This window comes from Mesorhizobium sp. M0410 (assembly GCF_040321435.1).
In the GTDB taxonomy this organism is placed as follows: domain Bacteria; phylum Pseudomonadota; class Alphaproteobacteria; order Rhizobiales; family Rhizobiaceae; genus Mesorhizobium.
Map to the genome: position 1 here is coordinate 124,241 of NZ_JAMYRN010000007.1, position 17,572 is coordinate 141,812.

13 protein-coding genes are annotated in these 17,572 nt (G+C 61.0%); 9 read left to right on the forward strand and 4 right to left on the reverse strand.

Going from position 1 to position 17,572, the window contains the following annotated elements; translation table 11 throughout:
- The first annotated feature begins 80 nt into the window (after positions 1 to 80).
- The 7 genes from rseP to lpxB all read left to right on the forward strand — a co-directional run bounded on the left by rseP (position 81) and on the right by lpxB (position 8,403).
- Positions 81 to 1,223 (forward strand): RIP metalloprotease RseP, encoded by a 1,143-nt coding sequence (gene rseP / locus NKI63_RS12150; RefSeq protein ID WP_352508489.1) that lies wholly within the window; start codon positions 81 to 83, stop codon positions 1,221 to 1,223.
- Between the two features lie 217 nt (positions 1,224 to 1,440).
- Entirely contained in the window at positions 1,441 to 3,792 is a 2,352-nt protein-coding gene (bamA, locus tag NKI63_RS12155; RefSeq protein ID WP_352508490.1) for an outer membrane protein assembly factor BamA, read from the forward strand.
- A 180-nt stretch (positions 3,793 to 3,972) separates the two neighbouring features.
- Entirely contained in the window at positions 3,973 to 5,031 is a 1,059-nt protein-coding gene (lpxD, locus tag NKI63_RS12160; RefSeq protein WP_352688320.1) for a UDP-3-O-(3-hydroxymyristoyl)glucosamine N-acyltransferase, read from the forward strand.
- The gene (fabZ, locus tag NKI63_RS12165) at positions 5,024 to 5,488 is read left to right on the forward strand and encodes a 3-hydroxyacyl-ACP dehydratase FabZ (RefSeq protein ID WP_023674942.1); all 465 of its coding nucleotides are present in this window, start codon (positions 5,024 to 5,026) and stop codon (positions 5,486 to 5,488) included. The genes lpxD and fabZ overlap by 8 nt, the downstream gene beginning before the upstream one ends.
- 13 nt (positions 5,489 to 5,501) lie before the next feature.
- Positions 5,502 to 6,335 carry an acyl-ACP--UDP-N-acetylglucosamine O-acyltransferase gene (gene lpxA / locus NKI63_RS12170; RefSeq protein ID WP_352478915.1) on the forward strand — a complete coding sequence of 278 codons (834 nt, stop codon included), beginning with the start codon at positions 5,502 to 5,504 and terminating at the stop codon, positions 6,333 to 6,335.
- A 6-nt stretch (positions 6,336 to 6,341) separates the two neighbouring features.
- The gene (locus NKI63_RS12175; protein ID WP_502896085.1) at positions 6,342 to 7,244 is read left to right on the forward strand and encodes an LpxI family protein; all 903 of its coding nucleotides are present in this window, start codon (positions 6,342 to 6,344) and stop codon (positions 7,242 to 7,244) included.
- Positions 7,234 to 8,403: a lipid-A-disaccharide synthase gene (lpxB, locus tag NKI63_RS12180; protein WP_352821635.1), complete on the forward strand. Its 1,170-nt coding sequence runs from the start codon at positions 7,234 to 7,236 to the stop codon at positions 8,401 to 8,403. Before NKI63_RS12175 ends, lpxB begins: the two co-directional genes overlap by 11 nt.
- Positions 8,404 to 8,494: 91 nt before the next feature.
- On the opposite strand, the gene gltA is transcribed toward lpxB, so the two are convergent.
- Together gltA and gltX are read right to left on the reverse strand one after the other, a co-directional pair.
- Entirely contained in the window at positions 8,495 to 9,823 is a 1,329-nt protein-coding gene (gene gltA, locus NKI63_RS12185) for a citrate synthase (RefSeq protein ID WP_352688322.1), read from the reverse strand.
- Positions 9,824 to 10,002: 179 nt separating this feature from the next.
- Entirely contained in the window at positions 10,003 to 11,424 is a 1,422-nt protein-coding gene (gene gltX, locus NKI63_RS12190) for a glutamate--tRNA ligase (RefSeq protein WP_352688324.1), read from the reverse strand.
- Between the two features lie 411 nt (positions 11,425 to 11,835).
- Here gltX and NKI63_RS12195 point away from each other — a divergent pair, with 411 nt between their 5' ends.
- Positions 11,836 to 12,597, forward strand: coding sequence for an MltR family transcriptional regulator (locus NKI63_RS12195; protein ID WP_352688326.1), 762 nt, complete (start codon positions 11,836 to 11,838; stop codon positions 12,595 to 12,597).
- 66 nt (positions 12,598 to 12,663) lie between these two features.
- Here the strand turns inward: NKI63_RS12195 and NKI63_RS12200 are convergent, their stop codons facing one another.
- Positions 12,664 to 13,467, reverse strand: coding sequence for a hypothetical protein (locus NKI63_RS12200; RefSeq protein WP_352688328.1), 804 nt, complete (start codon positions 13,465 to 13,467; stop codon positions 12,664 to 12,666).
- A gap of 530 nt (positions 13,468 to 13,997) precedes the next feature.
- On the opposite strand from NKI63_RS12200, the gene NKI63_RS12205 reads away from it, so the two are divergent.
- On the forward strand, positions 13,998 to 16,460 hold the full coding sequence (locus NKI63_RS12205) for a ComEC/Rec2 family competence protein (RefSeq protein ID WP_352821640.1): 2,463 nt from the start codon (positions 13,998 to 14,000) through the stop codon (positions 16,458 to 16,460).
- Here NKI63_RS12205 and lexA read toward each other — a convergent pair.
- Positions 16,454 to 17,188 (reverse strand): transcriptional repressor LexA, encoded by a 735-nt coding sequence (lexA, locus tag NKI63_RS12210; RefSeq protein ID WP_023674949.1) that lies wholly within the window; start codon positions 17,186 to 17,188, stop codon positions 16,454 to 16,456. The two genes, NKI63_RS12205 and lexA, sit on opposite strands and share 7 nt — an antisense overlap.
- Positions 17,189 to 17,572: the final 384 nt, after the last annotated feature.

Sequence of the window (17,572 nt, forward strand, 5' to 3'; positions counted from 1 at the left end):
GGGGCTGCGTCATGGATTCGCCTGGATTGATGTCACAGTCGCGGCGTGATCTGCGCCGTGGATGAATTTGAGGGCATGAATTGAACGAGATTCTTCACGCGGTTTTCAGCACGGACGGCCTTGTCCTCGGTACGCTGGTGCCTTTCCTGTTCGTGCTGACCGTGGTCGTGTTCGTCCACGAAATGGGCCATTACCTCGTCGGCCGCTGGTGCGGTATCGGCGCAAAAGCCTTTTCGATCGGTTTCGGCCCAGAGATCATCGGCTTCAACGACAGCCGCGGCACCCGCTGGAAGCTTTGCGCCATACCGCTCGGCGGCTACGTCAAGTTCGTCGGCGATATGAACGCGACGTCGAGCCAGCCCAGCTCGGAGGAGGTCGAGGCGCTGAGCGACGACGAACGCAAGGTTGCCTTCCACACGCAGCCGATCTGGAAGCGGGCGGCGACCGTCGTGGCGGGGCCGCTGTTCAACTTCCTGCTGACGATCGCCGTCTTTGCCGTGCTGTTTTCCATATATGGTCGGCCGGTATACGAGCCGATGGTGGCTGAAGTCACCGAAGGCAGTCCGGCAGCGGCGGCCGGCATCATGCCCGGTGACCGATTCGTCAGCGTCGACGGCAGCAAGGTCGAGACCTTTGCCGACGTCCAGCGTCTGGTTTCGGGCCGCGCCGGCGACAGCATCACCTTCGTTATGTTACGCGGCGGCAAGGAAATCACCGTCACGGCGACGCCGCGTTTGATGGAACAACAAGACGCATTGGGCAACAAAGCCCAGGTGGCCGTGATCGGCGTCATCAACAACAAGGAACTCGGCCAGCCGCGGCTGATCACCTACAGCCCGGCCGGGGCAGTCGGGGCGGCCATCCAGGAAACCGGCCACGTCATCCAGCGCACCGGCCAGTTCCTGCAGCGTTTCGTTGTTGGCCGCGAGGACAAGTGCCAGCTGGGCGGGCCCATCAAGATCGCCAAGATGTCGGGCCAGGCGGCAAAGCTCGGCTTCGAATTGCTCGTCCAGCTTGTTGCATATCTGTCAGTCGGGATAGGAATTCTCAATCTTCTGCCGATTCCCCCCCTCGACGGAGGGCATCTTCTGTTCTACGGCGTGGAAGCTGTCATCCGACGGCCGGTGTCCGAACGGATGATGGAAATGGCTTATCGGAGCGGCCTCATCCTGGTGCTCGGCTTCATGGGTTTTGTTTTCTGGAACGATCTGTTTGGGTGCTGAAATCATGAAGAAATTTGGCTTCAGCGCGACCAATGTTGAGACGCCGTTTACCATGCGTGGGGATATGCGTGACGCGAAAGCCACGCCACAGGGTTAAGTAAATACAAATTAACCAGAAGCCTTGCGTGTAGGGAAAATCCGGTTAATACGGTAGGGGAAATTACCGCACGTCCGGTTTTCTCGCCGTGGGGACTTCGAGAAAAGGTACAAAAGCCCGATGAAGGCAGCATCCAAGTTTCTGAGCGCCGCGTCCGCGGTGGCTATGTCCGCTGCTCTGGTTGTACCAGGCGCGCTCGCAGTGCAGTTCGTTGCCACATCGGCCGCCGAGGCGGCTGTCGTCTCCAGAGTCGAAGTCACCGGCAATCAGCGTGTCGACGCGGACACCATCCGCAATTACGTGACAATCAAGCCCGGCAAGGCGTTTTCCAGCTCCGACATCGACGATGCGGTCAAGGCGCTGTTTGGCACCGGGCTGTTTTCGGACGTGCAGATCAACCAGGTCGGATCGACGCTGGTCATCAAGGTTTCCGAATACCAGGTCGTCAACCAGGTGCTGTTCCAGGGCAACAAGAAGCTCAAGGACAACGCGCTTGCAGCCGCGGTGCAATTGAAGCCGCGCGGCACCTTCTCGCAACAACAGCTCGACGCCGATGTCGAGGCGGTCAAGGCCGCCTACCGGCGTATCGGCCGCGACGATGCCGCCGTGACCACCCAGATCATGGATCTCGGCGACAACCGGGTAAACGTGGTCTTCAACATCAACGAAGGCGGCCGCACCCAGATTGCGGCGATCAATTTCGTCGGCAACAGCGCCTATTCGAGCCGCCGTCTGTCGGACATCATCTCCACCAAGCGCTCGTCCTTCCTGTCGTTCGTGCTGCGCGACGATGTTTATGACGAGGACAAGCTGCGCGCCGACCAGGAGCTGCTGCGCCGCTTCTATTATAATCACGGCTATGCCGACTTCCAGGTCGTCTCGGCTGTCGGCGAACTCGACGACACAACCAACAAATACACCGTTACCATCACGGTGCAGGAGGGCGAGCGGTATACGTTCGGGGACGTCAGCGTCGAAAGCACGATCCCCGAGGTCGACAGCAAGTCGCTTGAATCGGTGGTCGAGACCCACAAGGGCGATGTCTATAACGCCAAGGATGTCGAGGACACGATCATCGCGCTGACCGAAAAGGTCGCCGGTTCTGGTTATGCCTTTGCCCAGGTGACGCCGCGCGGTGACCGCAACTTCGAAAACCACACCATCTCTGTCGTTTATACGATCGACCAGGGCACCAAGGCCTATATCGAGCGCATCGAGATCCGCGGCAACGATCGGACGCGCGACTACGTCATTCGCCGCGAGTTCGATGTCAGCGAAGGCGACGCTTTCAATCAGGTTCTCATCCAGCGCGCGAAGAGGCGGCTGGAAGCACTCGATTATTTTGAGAAAGTCGAGATTTCCACCGTTCCGGGCTCTGAGCCTGATCAAGTCGTGCTGGTGGTCGACGTGGTCGAGAAATCGACCGGTGAGTTCTCGGTCGGTGCCGGTTATTCGACTGGTGGCGAGACGGCTGGTCCGTCCGTAGAAGGTTCAATCAGTGAGCGGAACTTCCTCGGCCGCGGCCAATTCATCAAGGTGGCGGCTGGCGGCGGCAAGAACTCGCGCGATTACAGCTTCTCGTTTACCGAACCGTACTTCCTTGGTCGCCGTATCGCTGCCGGATTCGACATCTACAAGCAGACTCGAAACTATGACCATTACGATAGCGACACGACGGGCGCGACAGTGCGCTTCGGCCTGCCGATTACCGACAACATCTCGACGCAGCTCGCGTATAATATCGCTCAGGAGAAGTATGAGTTCGACGAGGACTGCGACCCTGCCACCTGCGATGTCTCCCAGGCGATTATAAACGGTGTCGAAGAGAGTCCGTGGCTCAAATCGTCGGTTAGTCTCGGCCTAGTTTACAATACCATTGACGACATGAAGAATCCCCATGAAGGCATTTTTGCCAACGTCGGCACGGAAGTGGCTGGCGTGGGCGGCGACGCCAAGTTCATCAAGGTGACAGCGCGCGGCAGCATTTATCAGACGTTGTCCGAACAATTGGATCTGGTAGGCCTCATTTCTGGCGGTGCCGGCCATGTCCAGGGATATGGCAGCGGCGACCTGCGTGTCTTCGACCATTTCCAGAGCAGCGATCGAATGATCCGCGGTTTCGAATATGGCGGCATCGGTCCGGTTGCCTCGGACAACAGCAATGACCATCTCGGCGGCACCACTTACTTCAATGCCTCGGCGGAAGCGCAGTTCCCGCTGCCGGTCATCCCGGAAAGCTTCGGTTTGCGCGGCGCGGTATTCGCCGATGCGGCAACGCTCTACGGCAGCAAGATTGCCTCCAACCTCGTCAATCAGTCGACGACCGGCATGGAATGGCGCGCTTCTGTCGGCGTCGGTCTGATGTGGGCATCGCCTTTCGGCCCCATCCGCATCGACTATGCGATCCCGGTCAAGAAGGAAAAGACCGACGACGTGCAGGAATTCAACTTCGGCATATCGACCCGCTTCTAATGTGCGGGTAACGATGCTTCCGGCTCGTTTGGATCCGGATGTCAGTGATCCGACACTACAGCGCAGTGCGTCCTATCGGACGCTCAAAGAACGTTGTAGCAATTTGATTTTGCGCATGATCCTTTCCGAGGATCGATTTCCGATTTCGGGGTCATGCGCTAGCTGGATATTGCTTCTGGAATGACCGATCCGGTGTTCTTCGCGCCCTCACGCCGGTATACGGCCGGCGAAGTCGCGAATCTGACCGGCTCGATGCTTGTCGATTCCGCTCTCTCCGATGTTTCGATCGACGTTCTGGCTCCCGCCAACGAAGGCGGCGAGAACGCCCTTGTCTTCGTCGATGGCAGGCGCAATTTCGCCCTGATGCAGTCACTGCGGGCGGCAGCGGTTCTCTGCCCTGCCGAATTTGCCGCCAAGGCGCCAGCGGGCATCGCGGTTCTGGTGCATCCGCGCCCGCAGCAGGCTTTCGCAATGGTCGGGCGCCTGCTTTTCCCGGCGGCTGCGACGCCTGGACCGATGACCGGCGAAACCGGTATCTCGCCGCACGCCCATATCGATGCGACCGCCCATGTCGAGCCCGGTGCGATCATCGAAGCGGGCGCGGTCATCGGACCGCGCGCTGCCATCGGCAGCGGAACCGTCATTGCCCCTCATGCGGTTATCGGTCCTTCCTCGCAGATTGGCCGCGACGGCTATGTCGGTCCAGGTGCCAGCGTGCAATATGCATTGATCGGCAATCGCGTTATCATTCATGGCGGCGCCAGGATCGGCCAGGATGGCTTCGGCTTTGTGGCCGGCGCAAAGGGTCCTGAGCGGGTTCCGCAGATCGGCCGCGTCATCATCCAGGACGACGTCGAGATCGGGTCGAATACGACCGTCGATCGCGGCGCCATGTCCGACACGATCATCGGCCAGGGCACCAAGATCGACAATCTGGTGCAGATCGCGCACAACGTTCGCATCGGCCGCAATTGCATAATAGCCGGGCTTTCGGGTATTTCCGGTTCAGTGACGATAGGCGACAACGTCACCATGGGTGGCGGCGTCGGCCTTGCGGATCATTTGACCATCGGGTCCGGCGCCAAGCTTGCGGCAAGAAGCGGGTTTATGAGCAATGTGCCTGCCGGTGAGATTTGGGGAGGATATCCGGCGCAGCCGATGGCGGAAGCCATGCGCGAGATAGCGGCCTTGCGCAGACTTGCACGGACGCGCAGACAGGGTGAGGGGGGAAATGGCTGACATCGCAGCGGCGACGCTCGAAGCGGTTGACATAATGCGGCTGATGAAGCTCCTGCCGCACCGCTATCCGTTCTTGATGATCGACCGTATCGTCGACATAGATGGCGACGAATCCGCAATCGGCATCAAGAACGTCACCATAAACGAGCCGCATTTCCAAGGTCATTTCCCTGACCAGCCGGTCATGCCCGGCGTGCTGATCATCGAGGCGATGGCGCAGACGGCCGGCGCCATCTGCATCCGCAGCCTTGGTACGGAAAAGCCGTCGCTGGTTTATTTCCTGACCATCGACAATGCCAAGTTCCGCAAGCCGGTCGTTCCAGGCGACCAGTTGAAAATTCATGTGAAGAAAATCAAGAAACGCGGCAATCTTCTCAAATTCGCTTGCGAGGCCCTCGTCGATGGCGCCAAGGCGGCGGAAGCCGAGATCTCGGCGATGATGGTCGCAAGCGGCTGACAAACGAATGCTAATGAAAATCCAGACAGTCATCCATCCATCGTCGGTCATCGAGGCAGGCGCCCAAATCGGCGAAGGCGCCCGCATCGGGCCCTTCTGTCACGTCGGCCCCGATGCCGTGATCGGCGACCGCGTCGAGCTGGTCAGCCATGTCTCGGTGATTGGCGCGACCACCATCGGTGCATCGACCAAGGTTTATCCGATGGCGATACTGGGCGGACCACCGCAGAACACCAAGCACAAGGGCGGCCGTACCACGCTGGTGATCGGCGAGAACTGCACGATCCGCGAAGGCGTCACCATGCATGTCGGCACCGATTCCAGCCGCGGCGAGACGACGATCGGCGACAACGGCAATTTCCTTGCCTATGCCCACATTGCCCATGACTGCGTGGTCGGCAAGAACGCCACCTTCGCCAATCAAGCGACGTTAGGCGGGCATTGCGAAGTCGGTGACAATGTCTACATCGGCGGCCTGACCGCGGTTCATCAGTTTGTCCGCATCGGCGATAACGCGTTTCTCGGCGGCTGCTCGGCGATCGTCGGCGACGTCATTCCCTACGCCATCGCCGTTGGCAACCGTGCCAGCCTTCGCGGCCTCAACATCATTGGGCTGAAGCGCGCCGGCCTGCCACGTTCGGAGATCCATTTGCTGCGCAAAGCCTATAAGACGATCTTCGATCGCTCCCGGACCGTCGGCGAAAACATCGAATTCGCCAAGGCGGAGTTCGCCTCGTCGCCGACTGCCATGAAGATTGTCGATTTCATCGCCGGTCGCGGCAAGCGGCACTATGCCGTGCCGTCGCTCAAGGGTGGCGACGGCGACGATACCGATGATGAAGACTGAGAGCAGATGACGAAGATTGAGGCTGCCGGAAAGGGCCTTGATCTCGCGCCAGATGCCAAGGTCGGCATCATCGCCGGCGGCGGCAGCCTCCCGGTCGAAATTGCCCGAGCGCTCGCCCGGCAAGGCAAATTGCCCTTCATCGTGATGGCGGCGGGCGAGGTCGATCGCATAGCCGATTTCGAGCCATATGAGCAGGTGGTCTTGAGGCTGGAAGACGTCGGCTCGCTGGTGCCGATCCTCAAGCGGCATCACGTTACGCATCTGGTGACCGCGGGTCATATCACGCGCCGCCCCAGGCTGAGCGCCATGCGCCTCAATTTGGGCCTGCTCGCCTGGCTGCCCAGCCTCTTCGTCGGTGTAACCCGGGGAGACGATACGGTGCTGAAATTGTTCGTGCGCAGGATCGAGCGCAGCGGCATCAAAGTCGTCGGCGCTCACGAGATCGTGCCGGAGCTGGTCGCAGCCGAAGGCCTGCTGACCAAGGCGGCGCCACGCAAAGCCGACTGGCGCGACATCGAGGCAGCGCACGCGGCGGCAAAAGCCATCGGCGCGCTGGATATCGGCCAAGCGGCTGTTGCGGTCGGCGGCCGCGCCATTGCGCTGGAAGGCGTCGAAGGGACTGACGGGCTGCTCGAGCGGACAAGGGAATTGCGCGGGCACGGCAGGCTGGCTGGCCGGACGCGCGGTGTCCTGGTCAAATGCGCCAAGCCCGGTCAGGAACTGCGTGCCGATCTGCCCTCCATTGGCCCGCTGACCGTCGAGGCGGCGCATGCCGCCGGACTGGCCGGCATTGCCGTAGAAGCCGGCCGCTCGCTGGTGCTCGAAGGTCCCGCCACCATCGGGCGTGCCAATGCGCTCGGCCTGTTCGTGATCGGGCTGCCTGCTGCGGAGCCGGCGCATGGCGAATGAGCGGCCGTTGAAGATAGCCGTCGTCGCCGGCGAGGAGTCCGGCGACCTGCTTGGTGCCGATCTTGTGCAGGCGTTAAAACGCATGACCGGGCGCGACGTTCGGCTTGTCGGCATCGGCGGCCGCCATTTGCAGGCACTCGGCCTGGCGCCATTGTTCGACGGCAGCGAGATCGCGCTGATGGGGCTTAGCGCTATCCTGCGCGACCTGCCGCGCCTGATGCGGCGGATCGGCCAGACGGCAAGCGCGATTGCCGGTGAAAAGCCCGATTGCCTTATCACCATCGACAGTCCGGATTTCTCGCTGCGCGTCGCCAAAAAGGTGCGTGCCGCCGATCCGACTATCCCGATCGTTCACTATGTCTGCCCGAGCGTGTGGGCTTGGCGGCCGGGCAGGGCGGCGGCGATGAAACCGTATGTCGATCACATTCTTTGCATCCTGCCGTTCGAGGTGAAGGAACTCGCTCGCCTGGGCGGGCCGCCCGGGACCTATGTCGGGCATCGCCTTGCACACGATCCGGGCATAGTCGGTGCCGCCAGGGCGCAGGCGCAGCCACGTGACCTGTCCGCAGATCACGTCAAAACGTTGCTTGTATTGCCCGGTTCGCGTCGCGGCGAGGTGCGACGCCTGGTCGGGCCGTTCGGCGAGACGGTGTCGATCCTGCGGGCGCGCGGGCACCGCTTGCGCCTGCTGTTGCCGACGGTCCCGCACGTCGCCGATCTGGTCAGGACCTCGGTTGCGAGCTGGGACGAGAAGCCGGAGATCATCCTTGATGCCGAACGCAAATGGCAGGCCTTCGGCAAGGCGGATGCGGCGCTGATCGCGTCGGGGACGGTATCGCTGGAACTTGCACTGGCAGGTGTGCCGATGATCTCCTGCTACCGGCTCGATCCGGTCATGCGCATGGCGCAGCCGCTGATCAAAGTATGGAGCGCAGCCTTGCCCAATCTCATTGCCGACCGGCCGATTGTGCCGGAACACTACAATCAATATGTGCGGCCGCATTATCTGGCGCGGCAACTGGAAGCGCTGTTCTCCGATACCGCCTACCGCACCTGGCAGAAGCACGGTTTTGCCGACATTGCCGGGCGTATGGCAACCGCCACGCCGTCAGGCGAGATTGCTGCGGGGGTGGTGACGGGGATGGTGAGGAAGTGGTGAATGGTGAATAGCGAGTAGGAAATGGTGCTGGCGGTAACGGCCAAGCTGCTTCAGCTACTACTCGCTACTCGCTACTCGCTACTCGCTACCTTCACCGCTTCGCGATCGGCACGTAATCCCGTTCCGGCGCGCCGGTATAGAGCTGGCGCGGGCGACCGATCTTCTGGTGCGGATCCTCGATCATCTCCTTCCACTGCGCGATCCAGCCGACGGTGCGGGCGACCGCGAACAGTACGGTGAACATGGTGGTGGGGAAGCCCAGCGCCTTAAGGGTGATGCCGGAATAAAAATCGACGTTGGGGTAGAGCTTCTTCTCGATGAAATAGGAATCGGTCAGTGCGATCTTTTCCAGCTCCATGGCGATGTCGAGCAGCGGATCGTCCTTGATGCCGAGCTCGCCCAGGACTTCGTGCGCGGTTTTCTGCATAATCTTGGCGCGCGGATCGTAGTTCTTGTAAACGCGGTGGCCAAAGCCCATCAATCGGAACGGATCGTTCTTATCCTTGGCGCGCGCAATGAATTCCGGGATGTGATCGACATGGCCGATCTCGCCCAGCATGTTCAGGGCTGCCTCGTTGGCGCCGCCATGTGCAGGACCCCACAGGCAGGCGATGCCGGCAGCGATACAGGCAAAGGGATTGGCGCCCGACGAGCCGGCCAGGCGGACGGTCGAAGTCGAGGCGTTCTGTTCGTGATCGGCGTGCAGGATGAAGATGCGCTCCATCGCACGCGCCAGCACCGGATTGATCTTGTATTCCTCGCAAGGCACGGCGAAGCACATATGCAGGAAGTTGGCTGCGAAATTCAGCTCGTTCTTCGGATAGATGAACGGCTGGCCGATGTGGTATTTGTACGCCATCGCCGCGATTGTCGGCATCTTGGCGATCAGCCGCATTGAGGCGACCATGCGTTGATAAGGATCCGAGATGTCGGTGGAATCGTGATAGAAGGCCGACAGTGCGCCGACCACGCCGCACATCACCGCCATCGGATGCGCATCACGGCGGAAGCCGGTGAAAAAGCGCGACATCTGCTCATGCACCATGGTGTGGCGCGTCACCCGGTAGTCGAAATCGTCCTTCTGCGCCTTGGTCGGCAGTTCACCATAGAGCAAGAGATAGCAGACTTCGAGGAAGTCGCCGTGCTCGGCCAGTTGGTCGATCGGGTAGCCGCGGTGCAAAAGAATGCCGGCATCGCCATCGATGAAGGTGATTTCCGATTCGCAGCTCGCCGTCGACGTAAAGCCGGGATCGTAGGTAAAGATGCCGGCGGTGTTGTAGAGCGAACCGATGTCGATGACGTCAGGTCCTACCGAACCACTTCGTATCTTGAATTCATGGGTTTTGCCGCCGAGTTCCAGCTTGGCCGTCGATGCCTGGGTTTTGCCGCCAAATTCCATTTTTGTCGCAGGTTCGGTCATAGCAAACTCCTTTTTGTTTCCTCAGGCCGGCAAAGGCAAAATATCTGAACCCAACACGTCAAAAGCATCGGAATACGCACATTTGCGCCCGCAATTGAATCTGCGCGGCAGATTAGGCCAAGACCCAATGTTGCACTGCGAAACACACCTTTCAATGCCAATCTTCTTAGGCCAGTTTGCTAATCGATTTGATCAGCGATCCGCGCCAGGCTTTCCTCGCGGCCAAGCACGGCAAGCACATCAAAGACACCTGGCGAGGTACTTTTGCCGGTGACCGCGGCGCGCAAAGGTTGGGCCACGGCGCCGAGTTTATGGCCGGCGGCCTGCGCATAGTCGCGGATCGCGGCTTCGGCTGAGGCGGCAGACCACTCCGAAACCGTGGCTAGTGCCGCATGAGCGCCCCGCAGGATCGCGCGCGCCTCACCGCTGAGCAGCGCCGCCGCCTTCTCGTCGACCGGCAGCGGCCGCTCGACGAAAAGGAATGCAGCCCCTTCAACAAGTTCGACCAGCGTCTTGGCGCGCTCCTTCAGGCCCGGCAAAGCGGCAAGCAGTTGCGCCCTGCGTCTGTCGTCGAGGCGCGCGGCGATTGCCGGGCCGCCTTCAAGATAGGGCAGAGTGGCGATGAAGATGTCGAGCAGCGCCGCGTCGTTCATCCGGCGCATATGCACGCCGTTAAGCGCCTCGAGCTTGGCGAAGTCGAAACGGGCGGCGCCCTTGTTGACGTCGCCAATGTCGAACCATGCAATCATGTCGGCGATCGACATGATCTCATCGTCGCCGTGGCTCCAGCCAAGCCTCGCCAGATAGTTGAGCAGCGCCTCCGGCAGGTAGCCCATAGCGCGATAGGCTTCGACGCCAAGCGCACCGTGCCGCTTCGACAGCTTGGCGCCGTCGGCACCGTGGATCAGCGGGATATGCGACATCGACGGCACCTCCCAGCCCATGGCCTGATAGATTACGGTCTGGCGTGCCGCGTTGGTCAAATGATCGTCGCCGCGGATGATGTGGGTGATGCCCATGTCGTGATCGTCGACGACGACGGCATGCATGTAGGTGGGATTGCCATCCGAGCGCAGAATAATGAAATCGTCGAGATCCTTGTTGGGAAAGCGCACGTCGCCCTGGACGCGGTCATGCACCACCGTCTCGCCGTCTGTCGACGCCTTGATGCGGATCGCCCCCTTGGCGCCGGGCGGCGCCTCCGACGGGTCGCGGTCGCGCCAGCGTCCATCATAGCGGGGCGGAAGCCCCTTGGCTCGCGCTGCCTCGCGCATCGCCTCCAGCTCCGCCGGCGTCGCGTAGCAGTAATAGGCCTTGCCCACGCGCACCAGCTCCTCGGCCACCTCGCGATGGCGCGGCGCGCGCTCGAACTGCGAGACAGGCGCGCCGTCCCAGGTGAGTCCGAGCCAGGAAAGTCCGTCGAGAATGGCTGCCGTCGCCGCATCCGTCGACCGCTCACGGTCGGTATCCTCTATACGCAGCAGCATCGTGCCGCCCGTATGCTTGGCGTACAGCCAGTTGAACAGCGCCGTGCGCGCGCCGCCAATGTGCAGATAGCCGGTGGGCGAGGGGGCAAAACGGGTGACGACCTTATCGGGCATGGAACTCTCAGGCGGGCGAAGGAAGTGGGTTTGCGGACTTTCGCGCGTTGCGCGTTCATGTAGCATAGGAGGTCGAGGGCGCAAGGGGCAGACCCGATGGCTGTGCGAGGCCGTGGTGCGGGCGAGGGCGAGGACGCTGGCAGCGGCGTCAGCGAACGCTTGCTGTTTGCCGCATCGGTTCCCGTCCTGCCGTGTAGCGCGCAATCGTTTGGCACCTCCGGGCAACTTCACTTGGCAGCAGATCGGAGTTAGCTCATTATCGTCAAAGGCGGGAATTTTCGGTGTTTGAGCTCCGTTTTGGCGTACCGTCAGACCGCCGCCAGCTTCACCGCACGATAGCAGCCTCGCGCCGACTATGCGCGAGGCGGCGCGTGTCAGCGAAAGGCGGAAAACCAGGATTTCAAAGGCCAGATGAACGACAAAGCTGAAGAGAAAGCGAAAGAAGATGAGGTCTTTGGGGACCTCAATCGCCTTAATCAAATCATGGGCACGCTTGACGAGCGTGGATTGGTTCTCGCGCTCGCAGCTTTCGCAGAAGAAGCGCTCGGCGATCTTATAGCGGCATTTCTAATTGAGGGCGCGCCAGCATCGACACTCCTTGAAGGGTTCAACGCCCCTCTTGGAACGCTGTCAGCACGAATCAAAATGGCCTACTCTCTGGGATTGGTGACAAAGCCCCAGTACGACGATCTGGAGAGGCTTCGGCGGATTAGGAACGAATTTGCACACAGCTGGGAGCCAGTTTCGTTCTCTGACCAGAAGATCGCCGGGCACATCTCCGCGCTGCACTTCAATAGCCTGCATGAAGAATTTCCAGAGACGCCTCAAGAGAAAGTGCAGACGTCCTTGGGAGTGCTCTTGATGGAATTACGCTCGACGACCAACCAAATGAAAAAACACGGACGCCGTGCTTGTCTTATCGGACAGCACCTAATTTCTGGGGTGGTTGGCGACCTCGATATGCAATTGAACAAATGCCGAATGCGTTTGACGAACCTCGCGGAAGAATTGCAGTCCGCAACTGGGGATCGACGACGGTTCCTGTTGGCTATTCGGCATGGATGGCAAGGGAAACTTGAGATTGTGCGTCTCCAGGCCCCACCGGAACGAAAGCACGAGATTAGCAGCCTGCAAGCCGAATTAAAAACGTGGAATATCCCGCCCGAGGACTAAAGGCACCATCTAGCCGGCAAACCAACTGCGATTCAGTTAGCGTGCGCTGAATAGCTGCCAGAGTGTTTAGAGGCGATCATTTAACTTTAAGTTCTTGGGGTAATCCACGCACTGGGCGAGAAGGTAATCCGCAGCGGCCACAGCGGTAGCGAAGTTGGCTTCCTTGAGCTTGGCTTTCATGGTTGGCGATGAGCGGTCCATCATCTCCGCAATTTCATTGAGCGCATCTCCGAGTGGCTGAAAGTGTGGCTTAGAAAAATAAGCTACTTTGTCAGGAGATTTATTTTTGGCGCGGCGAAGTTGTGAGGCGATCACCCGGACATCTGTGGCCGCCCCGACGAAATTCAGGGGATCTGAAGATTGAACCCCTATTTGGATCATCTGCCTGTCCTCGTCGTCAGCTTCGCCAACCATTATCGTACGTCCACCCACTTTGCGATACCGGCGAATAAAGGCGGCTTGGTGCGTATCGATCAACCGATCTACCTCGGCGCCTTCCAGGAGTTGTGTCTGTTTGCCTATGAATGCGGCTTGGGCGCGGGCCTCTTCTGCCTGTTGTTTTAAAATGTCTCGATTGAGTTCGAACTCCCTCCTCGTCAGCCGCAGTTCCTGCCGTTGCAGAGCAAGCTCTTGTGACTGGACCATGGTGGCCACGAACAACCAAAGAAAGGCAAGTGGAGCGCAGATCCCTGCGACAAAATCGCCGAATGTGTTTAGCGCGAGGCTGGCCTTGTTGATTGGCAAAAGGCTATCCGGCCCGCTATTGCCTAGGATCGAGCCCAATGCCGTGAAATAAACTGCGGTTGCCGCAAACCCGAATACCACCCACCCAGATCGTGCCGATTTCTCGGTCTCTTCCTTTTCGGTCATCCGCTCCCTCTCTAATATCGACTGCCGCTTATAATCAAATCTCGCGCGGCTGTCCCCTTGCCGCCAGCCAGGCTGTAGAGCAGTTGAACCTCTTCGATGCTGTTGGCCCGGAAGGCCGCGCGGATCTCCGGCACGTCGTTGATTGACAGACAGTCTGGTCGCGATTGCCTCGAACTGGTCACCGCCGAAAAGCTCCTTGGCGTAGTCGCCGTCGCTGCCGAAATAGGGCGGGTCAAGCTAGAACAGGGTTTCGGCCGGTCGTAGCAGTCGATGAAGGCGGACCAGCCAAGCTGCTCGACTAAGACGCCAGCGAGCCGGTCACGGAGGTCAGCTAAGAGGGCTGTCGTCAGGTTGAAACCGGCCGATGAAGTCGGGCCGAGAGCCCGGCGGGCTACCCTGCCGAACGCGAGGCGCGGTGAAGATAAAGGAAGCGACCCAGGCGGGCGTAGGAAGCGAATGTTGTTGCGCGGACTTTCGCGCGTTGCGCGTTCATGTAGCATAGGAGGTCGAGGGCGCAAGGGGCAGACCCGATGGCTGTGCGAGGCCGTGGTGCGGGCGAGGGCGAGGACGTTGGCAGCGGCGTCAGCGAACGCTTGCTGTTTGCCGCTCCCCCGCCTGTCCTGCCGGCACCGGCATTGCTACCCGCTCCGCGCTTCGATGCTCCGTCGCTGCCGGCCAGCGACCCAGCAACGGTTCTCGTGCCCGCGGGCGAGCCCATCGTACGCCTGCCCAGGCGTTTCCGCCTCTCGTCACCGTCCCGTATCCGCAACAGCGTAACCTCGGCGGCCGGCCTGGAACTCGACCGTGGCATCGCCTTCCTGCTGGTGCCGGTGTTCCTCGCATGCGGGGTGGTCGTGTATTTCGCGATGGCGGTGGAGCCGGCCTTTCCACAGCCGATCGCACTCGTGCTCCTCGCGGCCCTTTGTGCCGTCGTCTCGCGCTCTTGGCCCAGAGCCCGCCTGTGCTTCATGGTGGCGTTGTTCTGCGTGCTTGGCGTGCTTGCCGCCAAGTTCGAGACCTGGCGTGTCGGGACGCATGTGCTCGGTTCTGAAATCTCGACGCGGCTGACGGGTCGCGTCGTATCGTACGAACCCATGGCTAGCGGCCGCATCCGGCTGACAATCGATGTGATCTCAACCGCCAGGCCGACGCTGCGCTACATGCCGGAACGGGTCCGCGTTTCGGCGATGAAGATACCGGATGAGCTGGCCGCCGGTTCCGAGATCACCGGCTATGTGCGGCTGCTGCCGCCGACCGGCCCGGTGCGGCCCGACAGCTATGATTTCTCCTTCGACAGCTATTTCGCCGGTATCGGCGGCAGCGGCTTTTTTCTCGGCAATCCGAAAGTCGTGTCGTCGAGCAGCATGCCGCTTGCCGCGCGGCTTTCTTCCGCGATCGAAGACGCGCGCGAATCCATCGCCGACCATATCCGCAGCCGCATCGGCGGCGCCGAGGGCGAGATTGCTGCTGCGCTGATCGTCGGCGTGCGCGCAGGCATTCCCGAGGAGATCAACGAAGCGATGCGGCGTACAGGCATTTATCACATCATCTCTATCTCGGGGCTGCATATGGCGTTGGTCGCCGGCACCATCATGGCGCTGCTACGCGGCGCCTTTGCGCTGTTTCCCGATTTCTCATCGCGACGGCCGGTCAAGAAATATGCCGCGGCCGCCGCGCTTTTTTCGATTGCGGCCTACCTCGTCTTTTCCGGCATTGTGGTAGCGGCCGAACGCAGCTTCATCATGCTGGCGGTGATGCTTATCGCCGTGCTGTTCGACCGGGCCGCGCTCACCATGCGCAACCTGGCGATCTCGGCCATCGCGGTCATTCTGGTGTCGCCACACGAGGTGGTCGGTCCGAGCTTCCAGATGTCCTTCGCCGCGACGGCGGCCCTTGTCGGCGCCTATGCCGGCTGGTCCGACTACCGCGCCGGCAGGGCCACCACGCCGCCGCCGCGGCGGTCGCCGCTACGCCTCGCCACGCGAAAGGTCCTGCTGGGCATGGGCGGCCTGGCGATGACCTCGATCATTGCAGGGAGCGCCACGGCGCTTTTCGCCATATGGCATTTCCAGCGCGTGGCGCCGCTCAGCCTGTTCGCCAATCTGGCCATCATGCCCATCGTCTCACTGGTCGTCATGCCCTTCGCCGTCCTCAGTGCGCTGGCGATGCCGTTCGGCGCGGATGGGCCTTTCCTATACGTGATGGGCAAGGGGCTGACGGCGATGATCGCCCTGTCCGGGTGGATCTCGGAGCGCTCGCCGATCGATGCGGTCGGGCTGATTTCGCTGAGATCCGTCCTTCTGGTGACGATCGCCCTCGTCATTGCCAGCATGGCGACGACCTGGTTGCGGCTGGCGGCACTTCCTTTTGCGCTCGCCGGCTTGCTGACGACAACGCAGACACGCGTACCCGACGTATTGATCTCGGAGGACGCACGGCTGGTCGCGCTGCCGATCGGCAGCGGTGAGCTCGCGGTCAACCGGGCACGCCCGAATGAGTTCACCATCGACAACTGGAAACGCGCGCTCACATCAGAGGCTATCGTCGCGCCGGAAACACCTGGAAAGAACGATCCGCAATTCGACATTGCCGATCCGGCCGACCTACCGCCGGGCATGCCGTTCATTTGCACGGACGGTCTCTGCCTCGCCAGGCATCCATCCGGCGCGATCATTGCGCAAGCCAAGGATCGCGATACCGCACGGCCAGCCTGCGCCTTCGCCAGCTTGATCGTCATCGACGACGCCACCGCCCATAATCCCTGCTACTACGACCGGCTGGTCCTCGTCGTCACAAAACGGCAACTGGCGCGCGCAGGAAGTGCGGCCGTCTATTTCGATCCACAAGCGGCAACACGCGCCGAAATCCGCTTCGCCGTCGAAAAATCATACCGGCCCTGGCACGTGCAGCGGAAATTTTCACGCGCGGCGCGCGGCCTGCCGCCATACCGGGCCGACAATCCAAAAGCCGGCACCAAGGGCGCAACTCAGTAGCGGCGGATCAGCCCAACGAGCTTGCCCTGCACCTTGACCCTGTCTGGTCCAAAGATGCGCGTCTCGTAGGCCGGATTGGCGGCCTCCAGGGCGATCGAGGCGCCCTTGCGGCGGAACCGCTTCAGTGTCGCTTCCTCCTCGTCGACCAGGGCCACCACGATCTCACCGGGGCTCGCCGTATCGGCATTGCGGATGATCACCGTGTCGCCGTCGAAAATGCCAGCCTCGATCATCGAATCGCCTTTGACCTCGAGCGCATAATGCTCGCCGCCCATGATCATATCCGGCGGCACCGAAATCGAATGCGTCTGGTGCTGGATAGCATCGATCGGCACACCGGCGGCGATGCGGCCCATCACCGGGATCGAAACGGCGGCGACGACATCGTCGTCATTGCCGGCTGCAGGGACGCGCGACGATGTCGGCTTGCCCTGCCGAGGGGCACCTTGCCCAAGACTGCCCTGGATGACACTCGGCGAGAACTTGCGTGCCGCATTGAGGCCGGGGGCGATCGAGTCAGGCAGGCGTAGCACCTCCAGTGCACGGGCCCGGTTGGGCAAACGGCGAATGAAGCCGCGCTCCTCCAGCGCCGTAATCAGTCGGTGGATTCCGGATTTGGAAGCCAGGTCGAGCGCTTCCTTCATCTCGTCGAAGGACGGTGGGATACCGCTTTCCTTCAACCTTTCGTGGATGAACATAAGCAGTTCGTGTTGTTTGCGTGTCAGCATAGCGACCCCCAACAGAATCAGAAAACAAACCCAGAACAGACACTATCTGTTCCAGTTGTGTTCCGCAACTGTTTAAAGTTTAATGAATGCGTTAAGGCTCGGGAAACAAACGACGTCCCCTACCGGCGTACCGTATTTTCGCCGCCGCGAGCCTCATCGCATTGATTCTGCTTTCATTTGCGCCGTTCTGGCCTCCTAGAAGGCGGTACTGGCATCGGCCGTCGGTCGGCAAAGGGCACGGAAGTGAACCCCTATCGACTGTGCGGTTTGGTCAATGCGCCGTGAACGAAACGAACTCAAAACGCCAACCTCGGGCTAACTCCAGGTTTCCACCGCCTGGTCAGGCTGCTTCTCGCCGGTGGAGCCTTGCACGCGCAACCAGGT